Here is a 21530-nt window from a genome sequence, read left to right on the forward strand (position 1 = left end):
TCGCCCCGGCCCACACCTGTATCCGGCGCCTGCCGGCGCGGTGCCGCTATCCGCCCGCCTACCGCCCAGGGGCGCTCGGCCGCGGACAGGCAAACGGATGCGCAAAATGCGCGCGCAAAGTCCTCGTTACAAACCTATACCAGAAAACCCGGGCAAAAGGTCGGCATTAGACCTGCGGTAAACCCTCTATTCTAACACCCTCGGCTTCTTCAACTCCACGATTCTTTCGGTCAACGCGAGGTATCTTTCCTTGTCCTGTGCATCTTTCAGGCCTGAAGCGGCCAATCTCTGCTGCTCGGCACTGACGGCCTGCAACTCGACCATGCGCAAGGCGTCGTGCAGTTCGCCGTCGGGATCGGGTAGCTCGTCTTCATAGATGGTGGCCGTCGAGGCCATCACAAGGGCCTGTGCGAGGTCCGTGCCCTCCGCCGCCTGCAGCAGCGCGCCGGCGTGCTGGGCGCCGGTGCTGCGCACCAGCGCGAGCAGCGTCTTGACCGGCTCGTATCCTTGATTGGCCTCCAGCAAACGCTCGGCATCCTCGTCTATATGGCGGACCAGGCCGGGGTGGGCCAGCAGCAACTGCAGCAAGCGCCCGGCTATCGGGGTCACCCGGGGACGCGGCCCGGCGTAGCCGGGGGGCCGTCCCTCGCCGTAGCGGCCGTCCCGATCCCGGAATCGCCCGCCTTTGAAGCGACCGGGGCGGAATCCGCCGCCTTGGCCAGCCCCATCCTGTCGCGGATGAAAATCGGGGGCCGGCTCGTAGAAATGGTCGCCAGGCGGCTCGGAGTCCGGCACCCAGATGGGACCGTCGCCGTCGTCCTGCACGCCATTAGACTCTGAGCGGACGGGAACCGGAGAAGTTCCCCGGATTTGGCCGGCGGGCTGGACCAGCGGGCCGCTGGGTACATCCTGGAGCACTATGAGCTGCGCCAGCTCGTCGGTGGTCAGCCGGGTAAGCTGCGCCAGCTCCCGCTGCACCTGCATGCGCAAGGCGCCCGCCGGCATGGCCTGGAGCAGCGGACGGGCATCGTGGACGCAACGCGCCCGCCCTTCGGCCTCGTCCATGGCATGGCGCGCAGCCAGCTCGCCCAGCATGAATTGCGACAAGGACATGGCCTCCCGCAACGCCTTGCGAAAACTGTCGGCGCCGAACTCCCGCACGTACGAGTCGGGGTCGTGATCGTCCGGCAGGAACAGGAAACGCATGGAGACGTCGTCCCGCAGCAGAGGCAGGCAAGCCTCGAGCGCGCGCCATGCGGCCTTGCGGCCCGCCTTGTCGCCATCGAAGCTGAAGATCACGTTATCGCTGGCGCGCAGCAGCTTCTGTACATGGACCGGCGTCGTGGCAGTGCCCAAGGTGGCGACGGCACACTCGATGCCCAGTTGCGCCAGGGCCACCACGTCCATATAGCCTTCGACCACCACCACCATGCCTTCCTTACGGATCGCCTGACGCGCCTCCCAGAGCCCATACAGCTCCGACCCTTTGGAAAAAATGGGGGTTTCAGGGGAATTCAGGTATTTTGGCTCCCCTTTGCCGATGATGCGGCCGCCAAACCCGATCAAATGGCCGCGGGCATTCCGGATGGGAAAGGTGATCCGCTCGCGGAAACGGTCATAACGGCGCCCATCTTCGCTCTCGATGACCAGACCGGCCTCTACCAGCAGCGGGTCGTCGTAGGAGGGCAACACGGCGGCGAGCCCCTGCCGCTCGGCCCCTGCCCAGCCCAGGCCGAAACGGGCTGCGATCTCGCCCGACAGGCCCCGTCCCTTCAAGTAGGCGATCGCTGCCGGGGCGCCGCGCAATTGCTGTCGGTACCAGGCATTTGCGGTCTCCAGGACCTGGCTATGGCGCGACACCATGGCCTCGCGCTGCTGGCGGGCGGCGCGCTGCCTGGGGCTGCGTTCCTCTTCCGGTACCTGCAAGCCCACCATACCGGCCAGGCTCCTCACCGCTTCCGGAAAGCCGGCGCCGGTGTGCTCCATCAGAAAGCGGATCGCCGTCCCGTGGGCCCCGCACCCGAAGCAATGGTAGAACTGCTTAGTCGGACTTACCGTGAAGGACGGCGTCTTTTCTCCATGAAAAGGACACAAGCCGAGCAAGTTGGCCCCGGCCTTGCGCAATTGCACGTGCTGGCCGACGACATCGACGATGTCGACCCGGGCCAGCAGATCCTGGATGAACGACTCGGGGATCATGCGCGCAAGGCGTCAGGAGCTCGGCTCGCCAGGCTCAAGCCAACCGGGCCTTGATCAGCTTCGACACTTCGGCCATGTCGGCACGGCCGGCCAGCCTGGGCTTGACCAAGCCCATGATCTTGCCCATGGCCGCGCCTCCCGTTACGCCTTGGGCGGTGACTTCCGCCACCGCGGCCGACACTACCGCCGCGATTTCCTCCTCGGACGCCGCCTGGGGCAGGAATTCCTGCAGCACCGCGATTTCCGCGCGCTCCTGTTCGGCCGATTCGGCCCGTCCGGCCTGCTCGAACGAAGCGATGGATTCGCGGCGCTGCTTCACCTGTTTTTCAACGATGGCAATGATGTCGGCATCCTCCAGCTCCCGGCGCTCGTCGACCTCTTTCTGCTTGATCGCCGCCGACAACAAGCGCAGCGTGCCAAGGCGGTCGGCCGCCTTGGCACGCATCGCGCTCTTGATTTCATCGGAAAGACGGGCTTTGAGAGTGTCTGCTGTCATGGAAATTCCGCGATATGGAAGGCTCGGCCGAGGCGGGCCGGAGACAAGGCAAAGAATAACGGGAAAACGCCAAAAGCCGCCCGGCTGATGCCGTAGCGGCTCTCGAAATTCTGCGAAACTACCGGAAAGCTTATGTCACGCCGGGGCGTGACCGCAATCAGTACAGGCGCTTGGGCAGTTGCTGGCTGCGAATGCGCTTGTAGTGGCGCTTGACGGCAGCGGCATGCTTGCGTTTACGCTCGGCCGTGGGCTTTTCGTAAAACTCGCGCGAGCGCAGTTCGGTCAGCAAGCCAGTCTTTTCAATGGTGCGCTTGAAACGACGCAGGGCGACCTCAAACGGCTCATTTTCTTTAACGCGAATTGTCGGCATGTAACGATTGCCTCGGGGTTGCTAGGGGTTAATCAAGCCTGCCAATATAGCAGATCCTTGCCTAAGTTGCCAACCCTTATTCGGACCCGATGCTACACTGACCGCTAGGGTTAACTCTGATCATAGTCGCATCAGCACTCATTTTCCATGATCGTCCTCGGCTTTGAAAGTTCCTGCGATGAAACCGGCGTGGCCCTGGTCAGCGCCGAGCGCGGCCTTCTGGCCCACGCGCTCCATTCGCAGGTCGACATGCACCAGGACTACGGGGGCGTCGTCCCCGAGCTGGCCTCGCGCGACCATGTGCGCCGCGTCCTGCCCCTGACGCGCCAGGTCCTCGATGCCGCCGGCCTGGCCTTGGAAGACGTGGACGCCATTGCCTACACCGCCGGTCCGGGCCTGGCCGGCGCGCTGCTGGTAGGTGCCAGCGTTGCCCAAGCCATTGCCTGGGCCCGCGACCTCCCGTCCATCGCCATCCACCACCTGGAAGGCCATCTACTGTCCCCCCTGCTGGCTACGCCCCGGCCCGAGTTTCCCTTCGTCGCCCTGCTGGTATCGGGCGGGCATACCCAGCTGATGCGCGTGGATGGCGTGGGCCGCTATAGCCTGCTCGGCGAAACGCTGGACGATGCGGCCGGGGAAGCATTCGACAAAACGGCCAAGCTGCTGGGCCTGGGCTATCCCGGAGGGCCGGCCCTGGCCCGGCTGGCCGAATCGGGCCATGCCGAGCGTTTCGACCTGCCCCGCCCCAAACTGCACAGCCCGGACCTCGATTTCAGTTTCAGCGGCCTCAAGACCGCGGTGCTTACGCGCATGAAGACGCTGGCCGCGGGCGACACCCAGGCTCGCGCGGATCTGGCCGCGGCAACGCAGGACGCCATCGTGTCGGTGCTGGTGGCCAAATCCGCCAAGGCGCTCGAGGCGACGGGCCTGAAGCGGCTAGTCATCGCCGGCGGCGTCGGCGCAAACAGGCTGCTGCGCGAACGCCTGGCCGCCCGGCTCCAGGGCCTGGGCGCGCAGGCGTTCTTCCCGCCCCTGGAACTCTGTACCGACAACGGCGCCATGATCGCGTTCGCAGCGGCGATGCGCCTGCAAGCCGGCCTGGCGAACCTGGACGAGCGGCACAGCGCCTTTACCGTCCAGCCTCGCTGGGACCTCGAAGAAGCCGGCGCGCGTCCGGGAGCCTAAACACCGCGGACGCCAGGCACTCCGCGCCTCAGCGCGCCGGCCCGGACCGCTTCCCGATCCGGCTCTCCTTGCCGGACAGCAAATTGGCGATGTTCTGCCGATGGCGATAAAGCAGCAGCAGCGCCATCAGTCCTATGGCAGTGCCGATGCGGGTATCCGCATACCAGGCGACGCCATGGCCGAACACATAATAGATGGGTGCAAAGACCGCGGCGACGATCGCCGCCAACGACGAGTAGCGGAAGAACACCGCCACGATGACCCAGGTGGCCAAGGTGGCCACGCCCAGCCACGGTTCCAGCGCGAGCAGCACGCCCAGCGCCGTGGCCACGCCCTTGCCGCCGCGAAAACGCAAAAAGACCGGGTACAGGTGGCCGAGGAATACAGCCAGTGCCACGACCGCGACCGTCGTATCCCCAAGCCCGAAACGCGGGCCGTAGACCTGCGCCAGCCACACCGCGATCCAGCCCTTGAACGCATCGCCGACCAGCGTCAGGACGGCGGCCGCCTTGCTGCCCGAACGCAGCACATTGGTCGCGCCCGGATTCTTCGAGCCATATGTGCGCGGATCCTGCAGCCCCATGACGCGGCTCACAATGACGGCGAACGGTATGGACCCGGCCAGGTAGGCAAGAACGGCAGCGACAGCGGTGATCATGAACAGTAAGCCTCGAACCAGTGTGGGGGCGGCGATGACAATCGCGTGACAGGCGGCGATTCTACCGGTTGCCTATGACGCTGTCCCGGACGGGCGCGAAATCATCGAACACCCATAGCGGCATTCGCGATCGTCCGGGCGGCAGGAAGTTACCCGGGGCATCATAGCGCTGCCGCCACCGGGACAGCCTGCAGCAATCGCACCATTTCGCGCGGGTCGATGCCCACCAGATAGCCACGCCGGCCGCCGTTGATGAAGATGCGCGGCAGCTCCAGGATGCTGGCCTCGACATAGACCGGCATGGCCTTGCGCGTACCGAACGGCGATGTGCCGCCAACGAGGTAGCCCGAATGGCGCTGGGCGACGTCAGGCTTGCAGGGCCCCACCTTTTTGGCGCCGATCTGGCGCGCCAGATTCTTGGTCGACACTTCACGGTCGCCGTGCATGAGGACGATCAAGGGTTTGGCGGCATCGTCTTCCATGATCAGCGTCTTGACGACCGTATGTTCGTCCACGCCCAATTGCCGGGCGGACTCCCCCGTCCCGCCATGCTCGACATACTCGTAGACGTGCTCGGTAAACGCAACGCCGCGTTGGCGCAGGAACTGCGTCGCGGGGGTTTCGGAAACGTGCTTGGGTTTACTCATCTGGTATGGCGGAACAGCGGGGCTGCGGCTACCCTCGAGGGTGATGGCGGGCGTGCAGCAGTTTAAGCCGCTCGCGCGCGATGTGGGTATAGATCTGGGTGGTCGAAATATCGGCATGGCCGAGCAGCATCTGGACCACGCGCAGATCGGCCCCATGGTTCAACAAATGGGTAGCAAAGGCATGACGCAGCACGTGGGGCGACAAGGCCGCGCGTATACCGGCCCGCGCGGCGTACTTCTTGACGATGAGCCAGAAGCTTTGCCGTGTCATCGCCCCCGCTCGCGCAGTAACGAACAGGACGTCGCTGACCCTCCCGCCCAGCAGCGCGGGCCGCGACTCTACCAGGTAGCGCGCGATCCAGTGGGCCGCTTCGGCACCCAGCGGCACCAGGCGATCCTTGCCGCCCTTGCCCATGACCACGCGCACCACGCCTTCATTGAGGCCAACGTCCAGGGACTTGAGCGACACCAGCTCGGACACGCGCAGCCCTGTCGCATACAGCGTCTCCAACATGGCCCGGTCGCGCAAGCCCAGCTCCGTTTCGGGATCCGGCGCCGCAAGCAGCGCTTCGACTTGCGATTCGGATAAGGTCTTGGGCAGCCTGGGAGCCTGCTTGGCGGCGCGCAGCGTGAGGCAGGGATCGGCCTGGACGCGATGCGTGCGCAGCGCCCATTGGAAGTAGCGCCGCAGGGTCGCCAGCCGGCGATTGGCGGTGGTCGCCTTGCTGTGCGGATGGACGGCGGCGAACCATCCCTCGATATCGTGCGCCTGGGCACGATCGAGCACCGAACCACGCGTTTGCTTGAGCCAGGCATCGAAGGCGGCGAGGTCCTGCCGATATGCACGCAAGGTGTTATCGGACAGCCCATCCTCCAGCCACATCGCTTCGATGAAAGCTGCGATACCGGGATCGTCCTCCGGACGCACCACCGCCTGCCGCGCGCCGCCACGAGTCTGCCTGGCTGCGTTCATGCCGTCCGCCTGCGCACACGGCGGTTCGCCGGCGCCGCGGCCTGCGGTGCCAGCAGTGCGACTTCCAGCACTGCCAGAATTTCGTCTCCCATGTGCGCGGCATAGCCGGATACCGACCGCCGTCCACGCCAGCCGTTCAACCGGCCTTCCAGCAACAACGTGGCGAACCCGTGCACGGCCGACCAGGCAAGTACCAGCCGGCGATCGAAGTCGCTCCCCTCGCCGGGCAGCCCGCGCGCGGCCAGGGCACCGGCAAGCGTCTCCGAAAGATGGCCCGCGGCTTCCCGCCCGGCTTGCTCCAGCTCCGCATGGTCCGGCGAGAGCCGGTCGTAGCGGAACATCAGCTGGAATTGTGCGCGATGCCCGACCGCGAAGTCGATGTAGGCCAAGCCTACCGCGCGCAGTTGCGCCTCGGGCAAGTCCGGCGCGGCCTCGCGATAGGCACGCATCAAGGACGACAATCGCCGGAAGCCCGCGGCCGCGAACGCCGTGAGCAGACCGGCCACGTCGCCGAAATGATGCGCCGGCGCGGCGTGGGAGACACCGGCACGGCGGGCGCATTCGCGTAGCGTGAACCCCTCGAGCCCCCGCTCTTCGAGCAGCGATTGCGCTGCATCCAGCAATGCCTGCCGTAAATCACCGTGATGATAGGCGCCCGTGTGCCGCTTGGCGCGGCGCCCGCTCCGGCTGCCTGTCGATAAGTCCGATCCCATCGTCGCATGTTCGCAAACAAATCTTTACGTTGTCAAATTTTATGCGGGACGGCGCGAATAATTCTTGACACTGTAAACATCCATGCTATCGTGGCGCTTTGCAAATCTAGACACTGTCAAAAAAGATGACGACCGACTTCATCCTCGCTGGGGCACATCATCTTTGTTTTCTTGGCATGGCGGTCGCGCTGGCTATGCAATGGGCGCTGCTTGCGCCATCGCGAACGGCGATTCCCCTGGCCACATTGGGCCGCACCGACGCCTGGTACGGCAGCCTGGCCGGCCTGCTACTGTTGATTGGCACCGCGCGCGTGGTCTGGAGTCCGAAAGGCGCGGACTTTTTCCTGGAAAATCCCTTCTTCTGGGCCAAGATCGGCGTATTCCTGGCGGTGGGCGCGATCTCGGCCTTTCCCACCATCAATTACCTGCGCTGGCGACAGCAGTCACGCCATGATGCGAGCTTCCAGCCGGCGGGACCGGACATTGCCAAGGTACGCAGCGCGATCCGGCTCCAGGCCCTGGGCTGGGTGGCCCTCCCCATTCTGGCCGCGGCCATGGCGCGCGGCTTGGCCAGCTAGCCTGGGGAAGGCGCTCCTTGCGCGCGACAGCGCGCCTACTCCAGCTTGATGTTCTGCTTCTTGACGACGTCGCGGGCCTTGTTCAGTTCTTTCTCGATCTCGGCACGGAACTCCGCCGGCGTGTTCCCCACGGGCGCGGCCCCCTGCTTGGCCAGCGTGTCCTTGACCTGCGGATCGGACAAGACCTTCACCGCCGCCTCGCGCAGCCGCTCCACGATCTCGGTCGGCGTACCGGCGGGCGCCAGCAAGCCGTACCATGCCGGATCGTTCATCAAGGGCAGGCCCAGCTCCTTGAAGGTCGGCACATCGGGCAGCCCGTCGACCCGGTCCGGCCAGGCCACGGCCAGCGCGCGTAACCGCCCCGCCTGGATATTGGGCATGGACGAAGGCAGGTTGTCGAACAGCATCTGCACCTGGCCGCCGACCACGTCGGCGATGGCCGGCCCCGAGCCGCGATAGGGAATGTGCACGATCTTGGCGCCGGTACCCAGCTGGAAGAGCTCGCCGAGGAAGTGATTGATGCTGCAAGTGCCCGAGGTCGCGAACGAGAACTTGCCCGGCTCCTTCTTGGCCAGCTCGAGGAAGGCCTTGTAGTCGTTGGCCTGGACCTTGGGATTGATGGCGAGCACGTTCGCGGTATGGGCGAAGTTGGTGACCGGCTGGAAGTCCTTGAGCGGGTCGTATCCGAGCTTGGGGTTGCAAGCCGGGTTGATGGCCATCGTGGACACCGTGGCGATGCTCAAGGTGTAGCCGTCGGGCGCTGCGCGCGCGGCCTCGGTCGCGCCGATGGCGCCGCCGCCCCCGCCCCGGTTCTCGATGACAAAGGGCTGACCGAGCTCCTTGCCCATGCGTTCGCCGACCAGGCGCGCGATGATGTCGGTCGAGCCGCCCGGCGCAAAGGGCACGATGACGCGCACCGGCCGGCTGGGATAGGACTGCGCCACCGCGGCCCCGGGCACCGCCGCAAGCGTGGCGGCCGCCGCCGCCATTCCCGCCAGCATTGCTGTGATTCTTCTGGCTTTCATGCATGCTCCTCTTTGGATTGGACAACCCTCGCCGGACGGCCCACGCGGCGCTGCGCCGATGCGCATTCGCGCCTGCCTTCATCCGGCACGCTTCGGATATCGCCTTGACCTCATGGCTCAAGCGGGCTTGCTCAAAAGAATAGCAAACGGCCTTGTTACGCTGTGGATGTCGCTCTTCTCGTTTTCCCCGATCCCCAGGGGCGTTGCGGCCGCCCTCAAGCGCCCGAGGCTTCCTGGCGCGCCAGCGCCCAGCGCACGTGCTCGCGCACCAGCTGGCTGGGATGGTCCGCCCGGGCCTGCAGCGCGGCACGGGTCGCTTCGGAGGCCGGCGCATTGCCCAAGGCGACGGCGACGTTGCGCAGCCAGCGCTCGTAGCCTATGCGCCGAATGGCGCTGCCTTGCGTGCGCGCCTCGAAATCCTGCTCCGTCCAGGCGAACAGCTCCAGCAACGCTGCCGTATCGAGCCCGTGGCGAGGGGCGAAATCCGGCACGGCCGACGCGCGGGCGTATTTGTTCCAGGGACAGGCCGTCTGGCAGTCGTCGCATCCGTAGACGCGCGTGCCGATGGCGGGCCGCAGCGCCTCCGGTATGCTGCCCTTGAGCTCTATGGTGAGATAGGAAATGCAACGCCGGGCGTCGAGCACGTATGGCGCGACGATGGCGCCGGTCGGACAGGCGTCGATGCAGCGGCGGCAGCGTCCGCAATGCGGTGTTTCCAGACGGTCGGCCGGCAAGGGCAGGTCGGTCAGGATCTCGCCCAGGAAAAACCAGCTGCCGTCGCGCGACAACAACAACGTATGTTTGCCGCGCCAGCCCAGGCCGGCCTTGCGCGCGAGCTCCACCTCCATGACCGGGGCCGAGTCGGTAAAGACCCGGTAGCCGAAGGGACCGATGTGTTCGGCGATGCGGTCCGCCAGTCGCTGGAGGCGCTGCCGCAGGACCTTGTGGTAGTCCCGGCCCAGCGCGTAGGCCGCCACCACTGCCCTCGTTCCGTCGGCCAGCGCGGCCTGCTGGCGGGCAGCCAGCTCAGGTCCGTCCAGGGGCGCATAATCCATGCGCACCATGATGGCCGACCGGGCATTGGCCACCAATTGAGCCGGGTCGCGCCGCAGCGGCAAATGGCGCTCCATATAATCCATTTCGCCATGCATGCCCTCGCCCACCCAGGCGGCAAGCCGCTCTCCGGCCTCGGACAGGTCGAGATCCGCGACCCCCACGGCGGAAAAGCCCAATTCCCGCCCCCACCGGCGCACCGATTCCACCAGGCTGGCAAGATCGGGGCCGGCGTCGCGAGAAGGAGACGCAATCGGGGGCAACGCTGACATACTGCCATGGTAGCCCATGCCCACGAACGACGCCTTTCATCCCGCCATGTCCTCTTCACACCACCTGCACCTTCCCGACGAATCCGCGACCGAGGCGCTGGCGGGCCGGCTGGCCCCGCTGGTCCGCAAAGGCGGCCGGATCCACCTCCACGGCGACCTCGGCGCGGGCAAAACCAGCCTTGCCCGGGCACTGTTGCGCGCAGTCGGCGTTACAGGTCGAATCAAGAGTCCGACCTTCACGCTAGTTGAACCTTACAAAGTTTCGAACTTATACTGCTATCACTTTGATTTTTATCGTTTTACCGATCCACGCGAGTGGCTCGACGCCGGATTCCGGGATGCCCTTCGCGATGACGCCCTCGTGCTCATCGAGTGGGCCGAACGCGCGGGCGGTGCGCTTCCGGTTCCGGACCTGGACATCGCGCTGTCTTATGAAGGCGCAGGACGCGGGGCGACACTCCGTGCGCACACCGCAAAAGGGCAGGCATGGCTGACAACACTTTTTCCCGACACGACGAGCTAGATCCCGACCTCCCGGCCGGTAAGCCGGCCTCCACCTACGCCCAGGCCCAGGGCGTCCTGGCTCCCCGCGGCGTGTCCCGGCGCCGGTTGATGGCCGGCCTGGCGGCCACTCTCGTGGTTCCCATGGTACCCACGGCGACGCGTGCCGCGGAGCTCGTGGCCGTGCGCCTGTGGCCGGCCCCCGACTACACGCGCCTCACGCTCGAACTGGATACCGAACTCAAGACCGAGCACTTCGTGCTTACCAACCCGGACCGGGTGGTGCTGGACATCGAAGGCGTGGAAATGAGCGCCACGCTGCGCGACCTGGTATCGAAGGTGCGCCCGGAAGATCCGTATATCGCCAGCGTGCGCGTCGGCCAGAACCGCCCCAATGTCGTCCGGCTGGTACTGGATCTCAAGCAGGAAGCCATTCCGCAGGTCTTCAGCCTGCAACCGGTCGGGGAATACAAGCATCGCCTGGTGCTGGACCTCTACCCCAAGGCGGCGCAAGACCCGTTGCTGGCCCTGGCCGACAAGGGCGCCGACGATCCGATGACCCGCATGCTCGAACAGCTGCAGGCCGAGCGCAATGCGCCGGCGGCCCCGGGAACCGGACGAGCGCTCAATGGCGCGCCTATTCCGGAGGTCCAGCCGCCCAGCAAGAAGACCGCGCCGGCGCCGGCCGTCGCGCGCATGATCACGGTCGCGCTCGACCCCGGCCACGGCGGGGAAGACCCGGGCGCCGTCGGCCGCGGCGGGACGCGCGAGAAGGACGTCGTACTCAAGATCGCACGCGGGCTCAAGGCCAAGATCGACGCGCAGCCGAATATGCGGGCCATGCTCACGCGCGATGGCGATTACTTCGTTCCCCTGCACGTACGCGTGGCCAAGGCACGGCGCGTGCAGGCAGACTTGTTCGTATCCATCCATGCCGATGCCTGGATCAAGCCCAATGCGCGCGGCTCGTCCGTCTTCGCCCTGTCGGAACGCGGCGCCAGCAGCAGCGCGGCACGCTGGCTGGCGGCCAAGGAGAACGCCTCGGACCTCATCGGCGGCGTCAACATCGGCTCGCACGACAAGCAGATCGCGCGCGTCCTGCTGGATTTGTCGACCACGGCGCAGATCAATGATTCGCTCAAGCTCGGGCGGGTCGTGCTGGATGAACTGTCCAACATCAATCGGTTGCACAAGCCACATGTCGAGCAAGCCGGCTTTGCCGTGCTGAAGGCGCCCGACATTCCATCCATCCTGGTCGAGACCGCGTTCATCAGCAATCCCGAGGAAGAAAAGCGCCTTTCGGACGATGCCTACCAGGGCCGCATGGCGACCGCGATCATGCAGGGCATCCAGCGATATTTCGCGAACAATCCGCCGCTCTCGAAGAACAAACTGACGTAGTGCCGGACGCTTTGCGCGCCCCCGGCAGCGGCGCAGGGGCGGAGCCTGGTCCGCCCCTGTGCTTAACGCGTAGGAGGCGGCTCGCTTTTCGGTTGCGTCATATGGCGCACGCCTTTCCAGAGGGCGCCCAGGAGCAGCGGGACGATGGCAGCGGCCAGGCCCACGAGGACGATGGTATTCAAGTGCTCCCGCACTATCGGCAAGTTGCCGAAGAAGTAGCCGGCCAGCACCAGCAGGACCACCCACAGCAGCGCGCCGACGACGTTGAAGAACTGGAATCGCGCGAACGTCATGTATCCGACTCCCGCCACGAAAGGCGCGAAGGTCCGGACGATGGGCAGGAAACGGGCGATGACGAGCGTCTTGCCGCCATGCTTTTCGTAGAACGCGTGAGTCTTGAGCAGCGCCTCGCGGTCGAGGAACCGGATGTTCTGCGAAAAGACCCGCGGCCCGATGTAGCGCCCGACGTAGTAATTCACGGTGTTGCCGGCCACCGCGGCAATCAGCAGCAGCGCGATCAACAGGCCGGGATGCATGTATCCGGTGGCCGCGAACGCCCCTGCGATGAACAGCAGGGAATCGCCTGGCAGGAACGGCACCACCACGAGACCGGTTTCCGCAAAAATGATAAGAAAGAGGATCAGGTAGATCCACGCACCGTATTGCGCGACCCATACGCCCAGCGTCTGGTCGATATGGATCAACATGTTGAGAAATTCGAGCATAGGAAAACCGGATCGTCCGCGAGCTTGGCAACCGAGAGGGCACTATAGCCCACGTCGATGTTTCTGGACATGTCAAAGCATGACAGGACGACCTGCCGCCGGCGGTATGCCGGGCCACTATAATCGGCCCATGCCCCAACGCCGTCCCATCGCCCCGCTTCCCGACCTTTTGATCAGCCAGATCGCAGCCGGCGAAGTCATCGAGCGCCCTGCCTCTGTCCTGAAGGAATTGATGGAGAATGCCATCGATGCCGGAGCGCGCGCAATCGACGTAAGGTTGGAGGGCGGCGGCATACGGCGTATTGCGGTCAGCGACGACGGCGGAGGTATTCCTCCCGAAGAACTACCCCTGGCCATTGCGCGTCATGCGACCAGCAAAATCCGTTCGCTCAACGAACTGGAGTCCGTGGATTCGATGGGGTTCCGGGGCGAAGCGCTGGCCTCGATCGCCTCGGTGGCGCGGCTGACGCTGATCTCGCGCACCGCCGAGGCCGACCACGCCTGGCAATGGGAAGACGGCCAGGTCGCGCCCGCTTCCGGCCCCCCGGGCACGACCGTAGACGTGCGGCAGCTGTTCGATAACGTCCCGGCGCGCCGCAAGTTCCTAAAATCGGAAGCCACGGAGTTCGGCCATTGCGTGGAGGCGTTCCAACGCATTGCGCTGGCCAATTGCCAGGTGGCTTTCCGGCTGTTCCATCACGACCGGGCCTACCAACAGCATTTGCCGTCCGATCCGGTGCGCCGCATCCACGACGTGCTGGGGACCGAGTTCGGCGCAGGCGGCCTGCCGGTACAGGCCGATGCGGGCTCGATCCGGCTGCACGGCGTGGTTTCCCGCCCGACCGCCTCGCGCGCCCGCGCCGACCGGCAGTATCTCTACGTCAATGGCCGCTTCGTGCGGGACCGCACCGTCAGCCATGCCCTGCGCACGGCCTATGCCGACGTCCTGCATGGCGACCGGCAACCCGCTTATGTGCTGTTCCTGGACCTCGATCCCGCGGCGGTCGATGTCAACGTGCATCCGGCCAAGCACGAAGTCAGGTTCCGCGACAGCGGCGCGGTGCACCGGTTCGTCGCCCAGATCGTCGGACAGACGCTGGCCCACGCGGCGGGTGCCGTTCCCGCGCCGGGGGCTGCCGATGGCCACGCCGGCGAGGGCGCGCAAGCCTTGGGAGGGCGTTTTCCTGCCGATGCCGAGCCGGCCACGGTTGCGCCAGCCGGGCAAGGCGCTGTCATGCCGGCGCTGCCGTCCGCCTCGCAGCTGCCCTTCAGGCTGCACGACGCGGGTCCCGCCTACCGGCCGGAGCTCGGCGCCCGCATCCTGGCCTTGCACGAACCGCTCGCGCCGTCGCCTGCCGCCGCGCCCGGCCTGCCGGTGCGGCCCGCACCCATCGCCGCGAACCGCCCTGCCGCGCTGCCCGCCGATACGGAATTTCCGCTGGGCATGGCGATCGCCCAGCTTCACGGCATCTACGTCCTGGCCCAGAACGCGCATGGCCTGGTCGTGGTCGACATGCACGCGGCGCATGAACGCATCGTCTACGAGCAGCTCAAGAACGCGCTGGACATGCAGCGCATGCCGCGGCAAAACCTGCTGGTGCCCGTCGTGTTCCGTGCTTCCGAACGCGACGTCGCGCTGGTGGAGGAACAACAGGAGAACCTCGCCGCGGTAGGTTTCGAATTGCGCCCCGCAGGACCGGCCTCGATCGCCGTGCGCGCCGTGCCGGCCCCGCTCGCCCAAGCCGATATCGAAACCCTGGCGCGCGAAGTCCTGCGAGACTTCGCCGAAATCGGCGCCTCGCGCCTGTTGACCGAACAACGCAATGAACTGCTCGCCACCATGGCATGCCACGGTGCGGTCCGGGCGAACCGCCGGCTTACGCTGGACGAAATGAATGGGCTGCTGCGGCAAATGGAGACCACCGAACGCGCCGACCAGTGCAACCATGGCCGGCCGACCTGGGTGCAGCTCAGCGTCGGCGACCTCGACCGGCTGTTCCTGCGGGGCCGTTGAACCGGCGCCAGTTCCCCCATGCCTCCCAGTACGCCTTCCGTCCTGTGCCTGATGGGCCCGACCGCCGCCGGCAAGAGCGCCGCCACCCTGGCGTTGGCCGAGCGCTGGCCGATTGAAATCGTCAACGTCGATTCGGCAACGATCTACCGGGGCATGGACATCGGCACGGCCAAGCCCAGCGCAGCGGAACGCGAGCGGGTTCCGCAGCACTTGCTGGACATCCGGGACCCGGCGGAAACCTTCTCGGCCGGCCAGTTCCGGGCGGAAGCGCTGCGCCTGATCGCCGAAATCCGCGCCCGTGGCCGGATCCCGGTACTGGCCGGCGGCACCATGATGTACTTCAAGGCGCTGCGCGAGGGCCTGGATACCTTGCCCCAAGCCGATGCGCTCGTGCGGGCCCGTCTCAACGCCCGTGCCGCGGAAATCGGTTGGCCCGCCCTGCATGCCGAGCTGGCCGCGGTCGATCCCGAAACGGCGGCCCGGCTCTCTCCCAACGACAGCCAGCGCATCCAGCGCGCACTGGAGATCCATGCCCTCACGGGCCGGCCCATGTCGGCCTTGCTGACGGGCCAAGCCGCACCGGACGAGACGGCGCTGCACTACGTCAACCTGAGCCTGGAACCGTCCGAGCGGGCAGGCCTGCATGCCCGGATCGAACAGCGGTTCGACGCCATGCTCGAGGCCGGCCTCGTCGACGAGGTCCGCCGCCTGCGCGCACGTCCCGACCTCGGCCCGGACCTGCCTTCCCTGCGATGCGTCGGCTATCGCCAGGTCTGGCGCTATCTGGCGGGCGAGATCCACGGTGCGGAGATGCGGGGACAGGCCATCGCCGCCACCCGGCAATTGGCCAAGCGGCAGATCACATGGCTGCGCGCCCTGCCGGACCGTGCCGTCGTCGACTGCCTGGCCGCCGACAGCGCGGCACGCGTCATCGACGCGGCCGCTCCCGTGCTCGACGCGGCGGCGGGCGCAAGTCCCTGAGCCGGCCCCGCCGCCGGCGTGCGCCCCGGCGCCGGCCCTGCTATGCTCAACGCTCGCGCGGCCTGTCGCCGCGCTTTGCGCTTTCGACGACACCATTCATGAACAGGTACTGGAGCCGCGTCACTCAGCAACTGACGCCCTACGTCCCCGGCGAACAGCCTCAGATCGACGGCCTCGTCAAACTCAACACCAACGAGAACCCGTACCCGCCTTCGCCGCGCGCGCTGGAAGCCATCCGCCGCGCCACCGACGACGCGCTGCGCCGCTATCCCGACCCCGACGCCACCGCTTTCAAGACCGCCGTTGCGCGCTTCCACGGCGTTCCGGCCGATCATGTCTTTGCCGGCAACAGCTCGGACGAAGTGCTGGCCCACGTATTCGTCGGCCTGCTCAAACACGACCTGCCGCTGCTCTTTCCTGACGTCACCTACAGCTTTTATCCGGTCTATTGCGGCCTCTACGGGATCGATCACCGTACCGTCCCGCTGGCCGCCGACCTGTCCATCCGGGTACAGGACTATGGCTGTCCGAACGGCGGAGTCATTTTCCCCAACCCGAATGCGCCGACCGGGCGCCTGCTGCCGCTGGACGACATCGAGGCCCTGCTCAAAGCCCATCCGGACTCCCCGGTGGTCATCGACGAAGCCTATATCGATTTCGGCGGCGCCTCGGCCGTGCCGCTCGTTGCGACCTATCCCAACCTGCTGGTCGTCCAGACGCTATCCAAGTCGCGTTCGCTGGCCGGGCTGCGGGTAGGCTATGCCATCGGCCAGCCGCACTTGATAGAAGGCCTGGAACGGGTCAAGAGCAGCTTCAACTCGTATCCGCTGGACCGGCTCGCCATCGCAGGCGGGACGGCCGCGATGGAAGACGAGGCCTACTTCGACCAGACCCGGCAGGCCATCATTGCCTCGCGCACGCGGCTGACCGGCCGGCTGGAAGAGCTCGGCTTCGAAGTCCTGCCGTCGGCCGCCAATTTCGTATTTGCGCGCCACCCTGGGCACAGCGGCGCCGCCTTGCTGAAAGCGCTGCGTGAACGCAAGGTGCTGGTGCGGCATTTCAAGCACCCGCGGATCGACCAGTTCCTGCGCATCAGCATCGGCACCGACGCCGAATGCGATACGCTGGTCGGGGCGCTGCGCGAAATCGTCGGCTAGTCGCCGGGGTCCGGTCGGTACGTCCGTCCAGCTCCCCTGGCATCATTCCGCCTTGATGCCCACCGCCCGCACGATGCCGCTCAGCCGGTCCGCGTCCCGGCGTATCAACGTGCCAAAGCTCGCCGGCGTGCCGCCCACCGGATCGACGTACTGCGCCGCCATTTTCTGACGGGTCTCGGGCTGCTTCAGCAACTCGTTCACGGCAGCATTGATCTTGCCGATGACAGGCTGCGGCGTCCCCTTGGCGGCGATCAGGCCGAACCAGGCATCCACCATCACGTCTTTGTAACCGGCCTCGACCAGCGTCGGCGCGCCGGGCAGCAAGGGCGAACGCGCCTGGCCCGTCACCGCGACCGGCGCAATCCTGCCGCTTTTCTGCCCTTCGACGATATGCGGAATGCTGGCGAAGAATACCGGCACCCGGCCCGCCAGCACGTCGGTCAAGGCCTGGCCGCAGCCCTTGTAGGGAATGTGGGTCAGCCGCAGCCCGGCAACCTCGCGGAACTGCTCGGCGGCCAGGTGCTGCGGCGTGCCGGGACCGCACGAGGCATAGCTGACATCGTGCGACCTCGCATAGGCGATGAGTTCCTTCAGGTTCTTGGCGGGAAAGCTGGCATGCACCGACACCCCTATGGGCGAATTCCCGACGTGCACGATGGGCGCGAAATCCTCCACCGGATCGAAGTTCAGATTGCCGTACAAGGCCTTGAATACGACGATGTTGGCCGGCACCATGGTCAGCGTATAGCCGTCGGCCGGTGCCCGGTGCACTTCCGATAGGCCAATGACGCCGCTGGCGCCGGGACGGTTCTCGACCACGAACGACTGGCCCAGCCGCTGGGTGAGCTGGCTGCCGATCAGCCGCGCCATGGTGTCGGTCACCCCGCCCGCCGTCGAACCTACGATGATGCGGACCGGCTTTTCAGGGTACTCGGCACGCACCGCCGGAGCAGCCGCCAGGGCCAGGCACGGGAAAAGGCAAGCGATCAGTTTGTTCATGGATGTCTCCTCGATCTGGTTGGATACGCACCTCCGGGGCCTTCGTCCAACCACGACGACGGGGGAAAATGCGGCGCTGGATGCTCAGAAGTAGCGGTCGCGGTAAGCATGTTCGTCCTGGGGCGCCGCGAGCGCCCAATTGCCCAGGTCCTCCAGCCGGCAGAACCAGACGTCGGAATGGCCGCTGATGTATCGCATGATCTGATCGAATACGGCCGTAATCAGCGGACGTCCGCCGAAATGGCAATGGAGCGTCAGCACCAGCATGCTCATCGGCTCGTGTTCGTACAGATAATCGAAGGTGCTGGTGTAGACCTCGTACAGGCCGCGGGAACTGGCCTTGAGCACCCGGTTGTCGGTGAAATCGCTCTTGGGTACGCCGGCGATCACCCCGTGCGGGGTACGGATGCGATGCGGCATGTCGACATAGGTCACGTCGTTGTGCCAGCTCAGCCCAGCCTCGGCCAGGAAGCCGGCGGTGTGCGGAGTAAAGGCCACCACTGGACTCAGCCAGCCGCTCGGCGGTTTGCCGGTGGCGTCGGCTAGTATCTCCAGGCTGCGGAATATGGTGGCACGCTCTTCTTCCGGCTGCATGTAGGTCAATAGCCTGTCCTGCGTGTAGGCATGCCCGGCCACGTCGTGCCCGGATCGCACGATCTGCTTGACCGCGTCCGGATAGATCTCGGCGCAGCGGGCGTTGGTGAAGAATGTGCCCGGAACCTGCCAGCGGTCCAGCGTGCGGATGATCCTCCATACGCCCTCGCGGCCGCCGTAGGTGGACCACGCCCGGCCTGCGTGATCTACAGTACCGCTCTTCAAATGAGTGGTCTGCACCGAGTAAGTGGGCGCCGTGCCTTCGCTCCAGGTTTCGAACATGACGGATACCGCCACGGCGATACGCTTGCCGTTGGGCCACGCCAGGGATGGCTGGTTCACTCGTAGTCTCCTGAGGATGGGTGAATAGGAAAGTCCGCGCCCGGACGGCCTCCAGCTGGACCCAGTCTTTCACGCCTACCAGGAACAGGCCGTCCACACTCCCGCCCCGCCAATATCGTCCGCAACCGGACTCGGCCGGGCATGCGATACATCTCGTCTCCTGGTGAGCGCCGGCGGCAGGCACCGCGCAAGGCTTTTTATGGTATCGATACCATACATGCTGCAAAAAAAGCGCTCACTGGCGGGACAGGACCCGTGGGAGCGTACAGCTTGCGCGTCTGCGGTTTCCCCGCCGCAGCGCGGGGAAAACCGTGGCGCCATCGCAGCCGTATGGTATCGATACCATAAAAAAATAACACCGCCATTTCGTGGGGTCAATGGGGAGATGCCGTTAGCTGCTTTCGCGCACGCAGAGCTCGAAGCCCAGGTCCTGCCGCCGAGCCACCTCGCGGCCAGCCAGACGAGCGAGAATGGTATCGGCCACCGCCCCGCCGATTTCGTGGCGCGGGATACGCAGGGTCGTCAGGGTCGGTTGCAGGCAGATGGCGAGTCCCGTGTCGTCATACCCGGCGATTGCCACGCGCTGCGGCACCGCCCAGCCCTCGCGCCGGCACGCCAGGATGGCCCCCGCCCCGGTGTCGTTGCCCGTGAAGAACACGGCGTCCACCTCGGGCCGCTCCGCGAGAATGCGGCGCAGCGTTTGCGCGCCGCCGGCCACGCCCGCGTCGGACCCGAACAACAGACCGTCATCGGACGGCAGCCCTGCCTGTGCGATGGCAGCGCGGTAGCCCCGGATGCGTTCGTCGGTCCGCTCATTGCGCTCGGCCCAACGGTAGACGAACGCAATGTGCCGGTAGCCCCGCGACGCCAGATGAGCGGTCATGCTACGCGCCGCTTCGAAGTTGGAATAGCCGATGGCGACATCGAGAGGCTCGGGCGGCAGGTCGCCGGTTTCGATGACGGGAATGCCGGACTGCAGCAGCAGCCGGCGGCATTCGTCGGTATGCACGGTGTTGTGCAGCACGGCGGCGCACGGCCGCTGCGCCAGGAAAGCGCGCAGGATTTTTTCTTCTTCCTCGCGCGAGTCGCCGCTGGTGGCCAGCACCAGGTGGTAGCCCGTCGGAGCGAGTCCCTCGGAAATCCCCTGGATCATGCTGGCCAGCGAATGGTGCGTCACGCTGGGAATGACCACGACCACCAGATTGCTACGGCGGGACTTCAGGCTGCCCGCGGCCCGGTTGCCGACATAGCCCAGGCGCTGGATGGCTTCGTCGATGCGCCGGCGGGTCTCGGGCGCCACGGTATCCGGGGTGCTGAGCGCGCGCGAAACCGTAATGGGCGCGACGCCCGCCTCCTTGGCCACATCGGCCATGCGCACCTCGCGCGGGGCGGCCCTTTCTTTCTTGTTCAAGCGCGCTTAGACGACGACCGTCTGGGCGCCGCCCGGTTGCTGTTCGACGATCTCGCCGATGCGGCTGACCGTCTCGCCTTGTTCCCGCAGGGTCGCCATCACGGCGTCGGCCTGGACCGGCGACACCACGACGACCATGCCGATGCCGCAGTTGAAGACGCGGTGCATTTCCTCATCGGCCACGCCCCCTTCGCGTTGCAGCCAGGCAAAGAGCTCGGGCATTTGCCAGGCATCGCGATGCAGGCGGGCGGCCAGCCCGGGACGCAGGATGCGCGGAACGTTGTCGAGCAGCCCGCCGCCGGTGATATGGGCCAGGCCCTTGATCTCGTGCTTGGCGATGGCAGCCAGCACCTGCTTGACGTAGATCCGCGTCGGCGCCATCACGACGTCGCGCAGCGGCTGGCCATGGAAATCCTGGTCGGGGGTCGCGCCCGCGCGTTCGATGATCTTGCGCACCAGCGAATAGCCGTTCGAATGCGCGCCGCTGGAAGCCAGCCCCAGGACCACGTCACCGGGCTGGATCAGGCGGCCGTCGATGGCTTGCGATTTCTCGACAGCGCCCACGGCAAAACCGGCAAGGTCGTACTCGCCGTCCGGATACATGCCGGGCATCTCGGCGGTTTCGCCGCCTATCAGCGCACAACCGGCCAGCTCGCATCCCTTGGCGATGCCGCCGATGACGGTCGCGGCGGTATCCACCGACAGGCGGCCGCAGGCGAAATAATCCAGGAAGAACAGCGGTTCGGCGCCTTGCACCAGGATGTCGTTGACGCTCATTGCCACCAGGTCGATGCCGACGGTGTCGTGCTTGTTCCAGGAGAAGGCCAGCCGCAGCTTGGTGCCCACGCCGTCGGTACCCGATACCAGGACGGGTTCCCGGTATTTCTTGGGCACCTCGAACAAGGCGCCGAACCCGCCTATGCCGGCCAGCACGCCTTCGCGCATGGTGCGCTTGGCGAGCGGCTTGATGCGCTCGACCAGGGCATCCCCCGCATCGATGTCGACGCCCGCGTCGCGATAGGTTAAAGAAGAAGCGCTGGGTTGTTGTGCGGACATGGGATGAACCGAAAAGTAAGTGGGGCCGCCCCGCGTGCCGACGGCGGCGAGACGCCTTCCTGACGAAAAAACCGGCCGAGGAACGCCTGAAAGCTATAATTTTACGATGATTGATATTCCCACGCAGCGCATAGGGGTTTTTAGCGGGCATGTTCCCACGCAAACCCTGGAGGCCGTCCC

The 21530-nt window shown here is 66.1% G+C and carries 21 protein-coding genes; 7 read left to right on the top strand and 14 right to left on the bottom strand.

What is annotated here, in order from left to right; genetic code table 11:
- Nucleotides 1-186: 186 nt before the first annotated feature.
- The 3 genes from dnaG to rpsU all read right to left on the bottom strand — a co-directional run bounded on the left by dnaG (nt 187) and on the right by rpsU (nt 3065).
- Nucleotides 187-2199: a DNA primase gene (gene dnaG / locus QHC78_RS01940; protein WP_319742193.1), complete on the bottom strand. Its 2013-nt coding sequence runs from the start codon at nt 2197-2199 to the stop codon at nt 187-189.
- A gap of 34 nt (nt 2200-2233) precedes the next feature.
- Nucleotides 2234-2695, bottom strand: a complete 462-nt coding sequence (locus QHC78_RS01945; protein WP_319742194.1) for a GatB/YqeY domain-containing protein — start codon at nt 2693-2695, stop codon at nt 2234-2236.
- 157 nt (nt 2696-2852) lie between these two features.
- On the bottom strand, nt 2853-3065 hold the full coding sequence (gene rpsU / locus QHC78_RS01950; protein WP_087782307.1) for a 30S ribosomal protein S21: 213 nt from the start codon (nt 3063-3065) through the stop codon (nt 2853-2855).
- A 147-nt stretch (nt 3066-3212) separates the two neighbouring features.
- On the opposite strand from rpsU, the gene tsaD reads away from it, so the two are divergent.
- Nucleotides 3213-4250: a tRNA (adenosine(37)-N6)-threonylcarbamoyltransferase complex transferase subunit TsaD gene (gene tsaD, locus QHC78_RS01955; RefSeq protein WP_319742196.1), complete on the top strand. Its 1038-nt coding sequence runs from the start codon at nt 3213-3215 to the stop codon at nt 4248-4250.
- A gap of 28 nt (nt 4251-4278) precedes the next feature.
- Here tsaD and plsY read toward each other — a convergent pair whose 3' ends face one another.
- The 4 genes from plsY to QHC78_RS01975 form a co-directional block, all read right to left on the bottom strand.
- The gene (gene plsY / locus QHC78_RS01960; protein ID WP_319742197.1) at nt 4279-4908 is read right to left on the bottom strand and encodes a glycerol-3-phosphate 1-O-acyltransferase PlsY; all 630 of its coding nucleotides are present in this window, start codon (nt 4906-4908) and stop codon (nt 4279-4281) included.
- Between the two features lie 161 nt (nt 4909-5069).
- Nucleotides 5070-5555 (bottom strand): Cys-tRNA(Pro) deacylase, encoded by a 486-nt coding sequence (gene ybaK, locus QHC78_RS01965; protein ID WP_319742198.1) that lies wholly within the window; start codon nt 5553-5555, stop codon nt 5070-5072.
- A gap of 28 nt (nt 5556-5583) precedes the next feature.
- The gene (gene xerD, locus QHC78_RS01970; protein ID WP_413816407.1) at nt 5584-6438 is read right to left on the bottom strand and encodes a site-specific tyrosine recombinase XerD; all 855 of its coding nucleotides are present in this window, start codon (nt 6436-6438) and stop codon (nt 5584-5586) included.
- A gap of 86 nt (nt 6439-6524) precedes the next feature.
- On the bottom strand, nt 6525-7151 hold the full coding sequence (locus tag QHC78_RS01975) for a TetR/AcrR family transcriptional regulator (RefSeq protein ID WP_319742200.1): 627 nt from the start codon (nt 7149-7151) through the stop codon (nt 6525-6527).
- Between the two features lie 215 nt (nt 7152-7366).
- Here QHC78_RS01975 and QHC78_RS01980 point away from each other — a divergent pair, with 215 nt between their 5' ends.
- Nucleotides 7367-7819 (top strand): DUF2214 family protein, encoded by a 453-nt coding sequence (locus tag QHC78_RS01980; protein WP_319742201.1) that lies wholly within the window; start codon nt 7367-7369, stop codon nt 7817-7819.
- A 35-nt stretch (nt 7820-7854) separates the two neighbouring features.
- On the opposite strand, the gene QHC78_RS01985 is transcribed toward QHC78_RS01980, so the two are convergent.
- Together QHC78_RS01985 and queG are read right to left on the bottom strand one after the other, a co-directional pair.
- Nucleotides 7855-8844, bottom strand: a complete 990-nt coding sequence (locus QHC78_RS01985) for a tripartite tricarboxylate transporter substrate binding protein BugE (protein WP_413816395.1) — start codon at nt 8842-8844, stop codon at nt 7855-7857.
- Nucleotides 8845-9059: 215 nt separating this feature from the next.
- Nucleotides 9060-10169, bottom strand: coding sequence for a tRNA epoxyqueuosine(34) reductase QueG (queG, locus tag QHC78_RS01990; protein ID WP_319742202.1), 1110 nt, complete (start codon nt 10167-10169; stop codon nt 9060-9062).
- A gap of 46 nt (nt 10170-10215) precedes the next feature.
- On the opposite strand from queG, the gene tsaE reads away from it, so the two are divergent.
- Together tsaE and QHC78_RS02000 are read left to right on the top strand one after the other, a co-directional pair.
- Nucleotides 10216-10692 (top strand): tRNA (adenosine(37)-N6)-threonylcarbamoyltransferase complex ATPase subunit type 1 TsaE, encoded by a 477-nt coding sequence (gene tsaE, locus QHC78_RS01995; RefSeq protein ID WP_319742727.1) that lies wholly within the window; start codon nt 10216-10218, stop codon nt 10690-10692.
- An 89-nt stretch (nt 10693-10781) separates the two neighbouring features.
- A complete protein-coding gene (locus tag QHC78_RS02000; protein ID WP_319742728.1) occupies nt 10782-12071 on the top strand; it encodes an N-acetylmuramoyl-L-alanine amidase in 1290 nt (429 codons plus the stop codon).
- Nucleotides 12072-12133: 62 nt separating this feature from the next.
- Here QHC78_RS02000 and QHC78_RS02005 read toward each other — a convergent pair whose 3' ends face one another.
- The gene (locus QHC78_RS02005; protein WP_319742203.1) at nt 12134-12796 is read right to left on the bottom strand and encodes a VTT domain-containing protein; all 663 of its coding nucleotides are present in this window, start codon (nt 12794-12796) and stop codon (nt 12134-12136) included.
- A 130-nt stretch (nt 12797-12926) separates the two neighbouring features.
- Between QHC78_RS02005 and mutL the strand changes: the two genes are divergently transcribed.
- The 3 genes from mutL to hisC all read left to right on the top strand — a co-directional run bounded on the left by mutL (nt 12927) and on the right by hisC (nt 16948).
- Nucleotides 12927-14810 (top strand): DNA mismatch repair endonuclease MutL, encoded by a 1884-nt coding sequence (gene mutL / locus QHC78_RS02010; protein ID WP_319742204.1) that lies wholly within the window; start codon nt 12927-12929, stop codon nt 14808-14810.
- Between the two features lie 18 nt (nt 14811-14828).
- Nucleotides 14829-15791, top strand: a complete 963-nt coding sequence (miaA, locus tag QHC78_RS02015) for a tRNA (adenosine(37)-N6)-dimethylallyltransferase MiaA (protein WP_319742205.1) — start codon at nt 14829-14831, stop codon at nt 15789-15791.
- 98 nt (nt 15792-15889) lie between these two features.
- Complete coding sequence (gene hisC / locus QHC78_RS02020) at nt 15890-16948, top strand: histidinol-phosphate transaminase (RefSeq protein ID WP_319742206.1); 1059 nt, start codon at nt 15890-15892, stop codon at nt 16946-16948.
- Nucleotides 16949-16990: 42 nt separating this feature from the next.
- Here hisC and QHC78_RS02025 read toward each other — a convergent pair whose 3' ends face one another.
- The 4 genes from QHC78_RS02025 to purM all read right to left on the bottom strand — a co-directional run bounded on the left by QHC78_RS02025 (nt 16991) and on the right by purM (nt 21350).
- The gene (locus QHC78_RS02025; protein WP_319742207.1) at nt 16991-17947 is read right to left on the bottom strand and encodes a tripartite tricarboxylate transporter substrate binding protein; all 957 of its coding nucleotides are present in this window, start codon (nt 17945-17947) and stop codon (nt 16991-16993) included.
- An 84-nt stretch (nt 17948-18031) separates the two neighbouring features.
- Nucleotides 18032-18883 (bottom strand): polysaccharide deacetylase family protein, encoded by an 852-nt coding sequence (locus QHC78_RS02030; protein WP_319742208.1) that lies wholly within the window; start codon nt 18881-18883, stop codon nt 18032-18034.
- Between the two features lie 391 nt (nt 18884-19274).
- Entirely contained in the window at nt 19275-20294 is a 1020-nt protein-coding gene (locus QHC78_RS02035) for a LacI family DNA-binding transcriptional regulator (protein WP_319742209.1), read from the bottom strand.
- 6 nt (nt 20295-20300) lie between these two features.
- Nucleotides 20301-21350, bottom strand: coding sequence for a phosphoribosylformylglycinamidine cyclo-ligase (gene purM, locus QHC78_RS02040; protein WP_319742210.1), 1050 nt, complete (start codon nt 21348-21350; stop codon nt 20301-20303).
- Nucleotides 21351-21530: the final 180 nt, after the last annotated feature.

Origin of the sequence: Pigmentiphaga sp., assembly GCF_033795525.1 — a bacterium.
Taxonomy (GTDB): domain Bacteria; phylum Pseudomonadota; class Gammaproteobacteria; order Burkholderiales; family Burkholderiaceae_B; genus Pigmentiphaga.

Excerpts from the sequence above, each read along its gene's own strand:
- dnaG (WP_319742193.1), bottom strand. The coding sequence starts at position 2,199 with ATGATCCCCGAGTCGTTCATCCAGGATCTGCTGGCCCGGGTCGACATC.
- QHC78_RS01945 (WP_319742194.1), bottom strand. The coding sequence starts at position 2,695 with ATGACAGCAGACACTCTCAAAGCCCGTCTTTCCGATGAAATCAAGAGC.
- rpsU (WP_087782307.1), bottom strand. The coding sequence starts at position 3,065 with ATGCCGACAATTCGCGTTAAAGAAAATGAGCCGTTTGAGGTCGCCCTG.
- tsaD (WP_319742196.1), top strand. The coding sequence starts at position 3,213 with ATGATCGTCCTCGGCTTTGAAAGTTCCTGCGATGAAACCGGCGTGGCC.
- plsY (WP_319742197.1), bottom strand. The coding sequence starts at position 4,908 with ATGATCACCGCTGTCGCTGCCGTTCTTGCCTACCTGGCCGGGTCCATA.
- ybaK (WP_319742198.1), bottom strand. The coding sequence starts at position 5,555 with ATGAGTAAACCCAAGCACGTTTCCGAAACCCCCGCGACGCAGTTCCTG.
- xerD (WP_413816407.1), bottom strand. The coding sequence starts at position 6,438 with ATGTGGCTGGAGGATGGGCTGTCCGATAACACCTTGCGTGCATATCGG.
- QHC78_RS01980 (WP_319742201.1), top strand. The coding sequence starts at position 7,367 with ATGACGACCGACTTCATCCTCGCTGGGGCACATCATCTTTGTTTTCTT.
- QHC78_RS01985 (WP_413816395.1), bottom strand. The coding sequence starts at position 8,844 with ATGAAAGCCAGAAGAATCACAGCAATGCTGGCGGGAATGGCGGCGGCG.
- queG (WP_319742202.1), bottom strand. The coding sequence starts at position 10,169 with ATGTCAGCGTTGCCCCCGATTGCGTCTCCTTCTCGCGACGCCGGCCCC.
- tsaE (WP_319742727.1), top strand. The coding sequence starts at position 10,216 with ATGTCCTCTTCACACCACCTGCACCTTCCCGACGAATCCGCGACCGAG.
- QHC78_RS02000 (WP_319742728.1), top strand. The coding sequence starts at position 10,782 with ATGGCCGGCCTGGCGGCCACTCTCGTGGTTCCCATGGTACCCACGGCG.
- QHC78_RS02005 (WP_319742203.1), bottom strand. The coding sequence starts at position 12,796 with ATGCTCGAATTTCTCAACATGTTGATCCATATCGACCAGACGCTGGGC.
- mutL (WP_319742204.1), top strand. The coding sequence starts at position 12,927 with ATGCCCCAACGCCGTCCCATCGCCCCGCTTCCCGACCTTTTGATCAGC.
- miaA (WP_319742205.1), top strand. The coding sequence starts at position 14,829 with ATGCCTCCCAGTACGCCTTCCGTCCTGTGCCTGATGGGCCCGACCGCC.
- hisC (WP_319742206.1), top strand. The coding sequence starts at position 15,890 with ATGAACAGGTACTGGAGCCGCGTCACTCAGCAACTGACGCCCTACGTC.
- QHC78_RS02025 (WP_319742207.1), bottom strand. The coding sequence starts at position 17,947 with ATGAACAAACTGATCGCTTGCCTTTTCCCGTGCCTGGCCCTGGCGGCT.
- purM (WP_319742210.1), bottom strand. The coding sequence starts at position 21,350 with ATGTCCGCACAACAACCCAGCGCTTCTTCTTTAACCTATCGCGACGCG.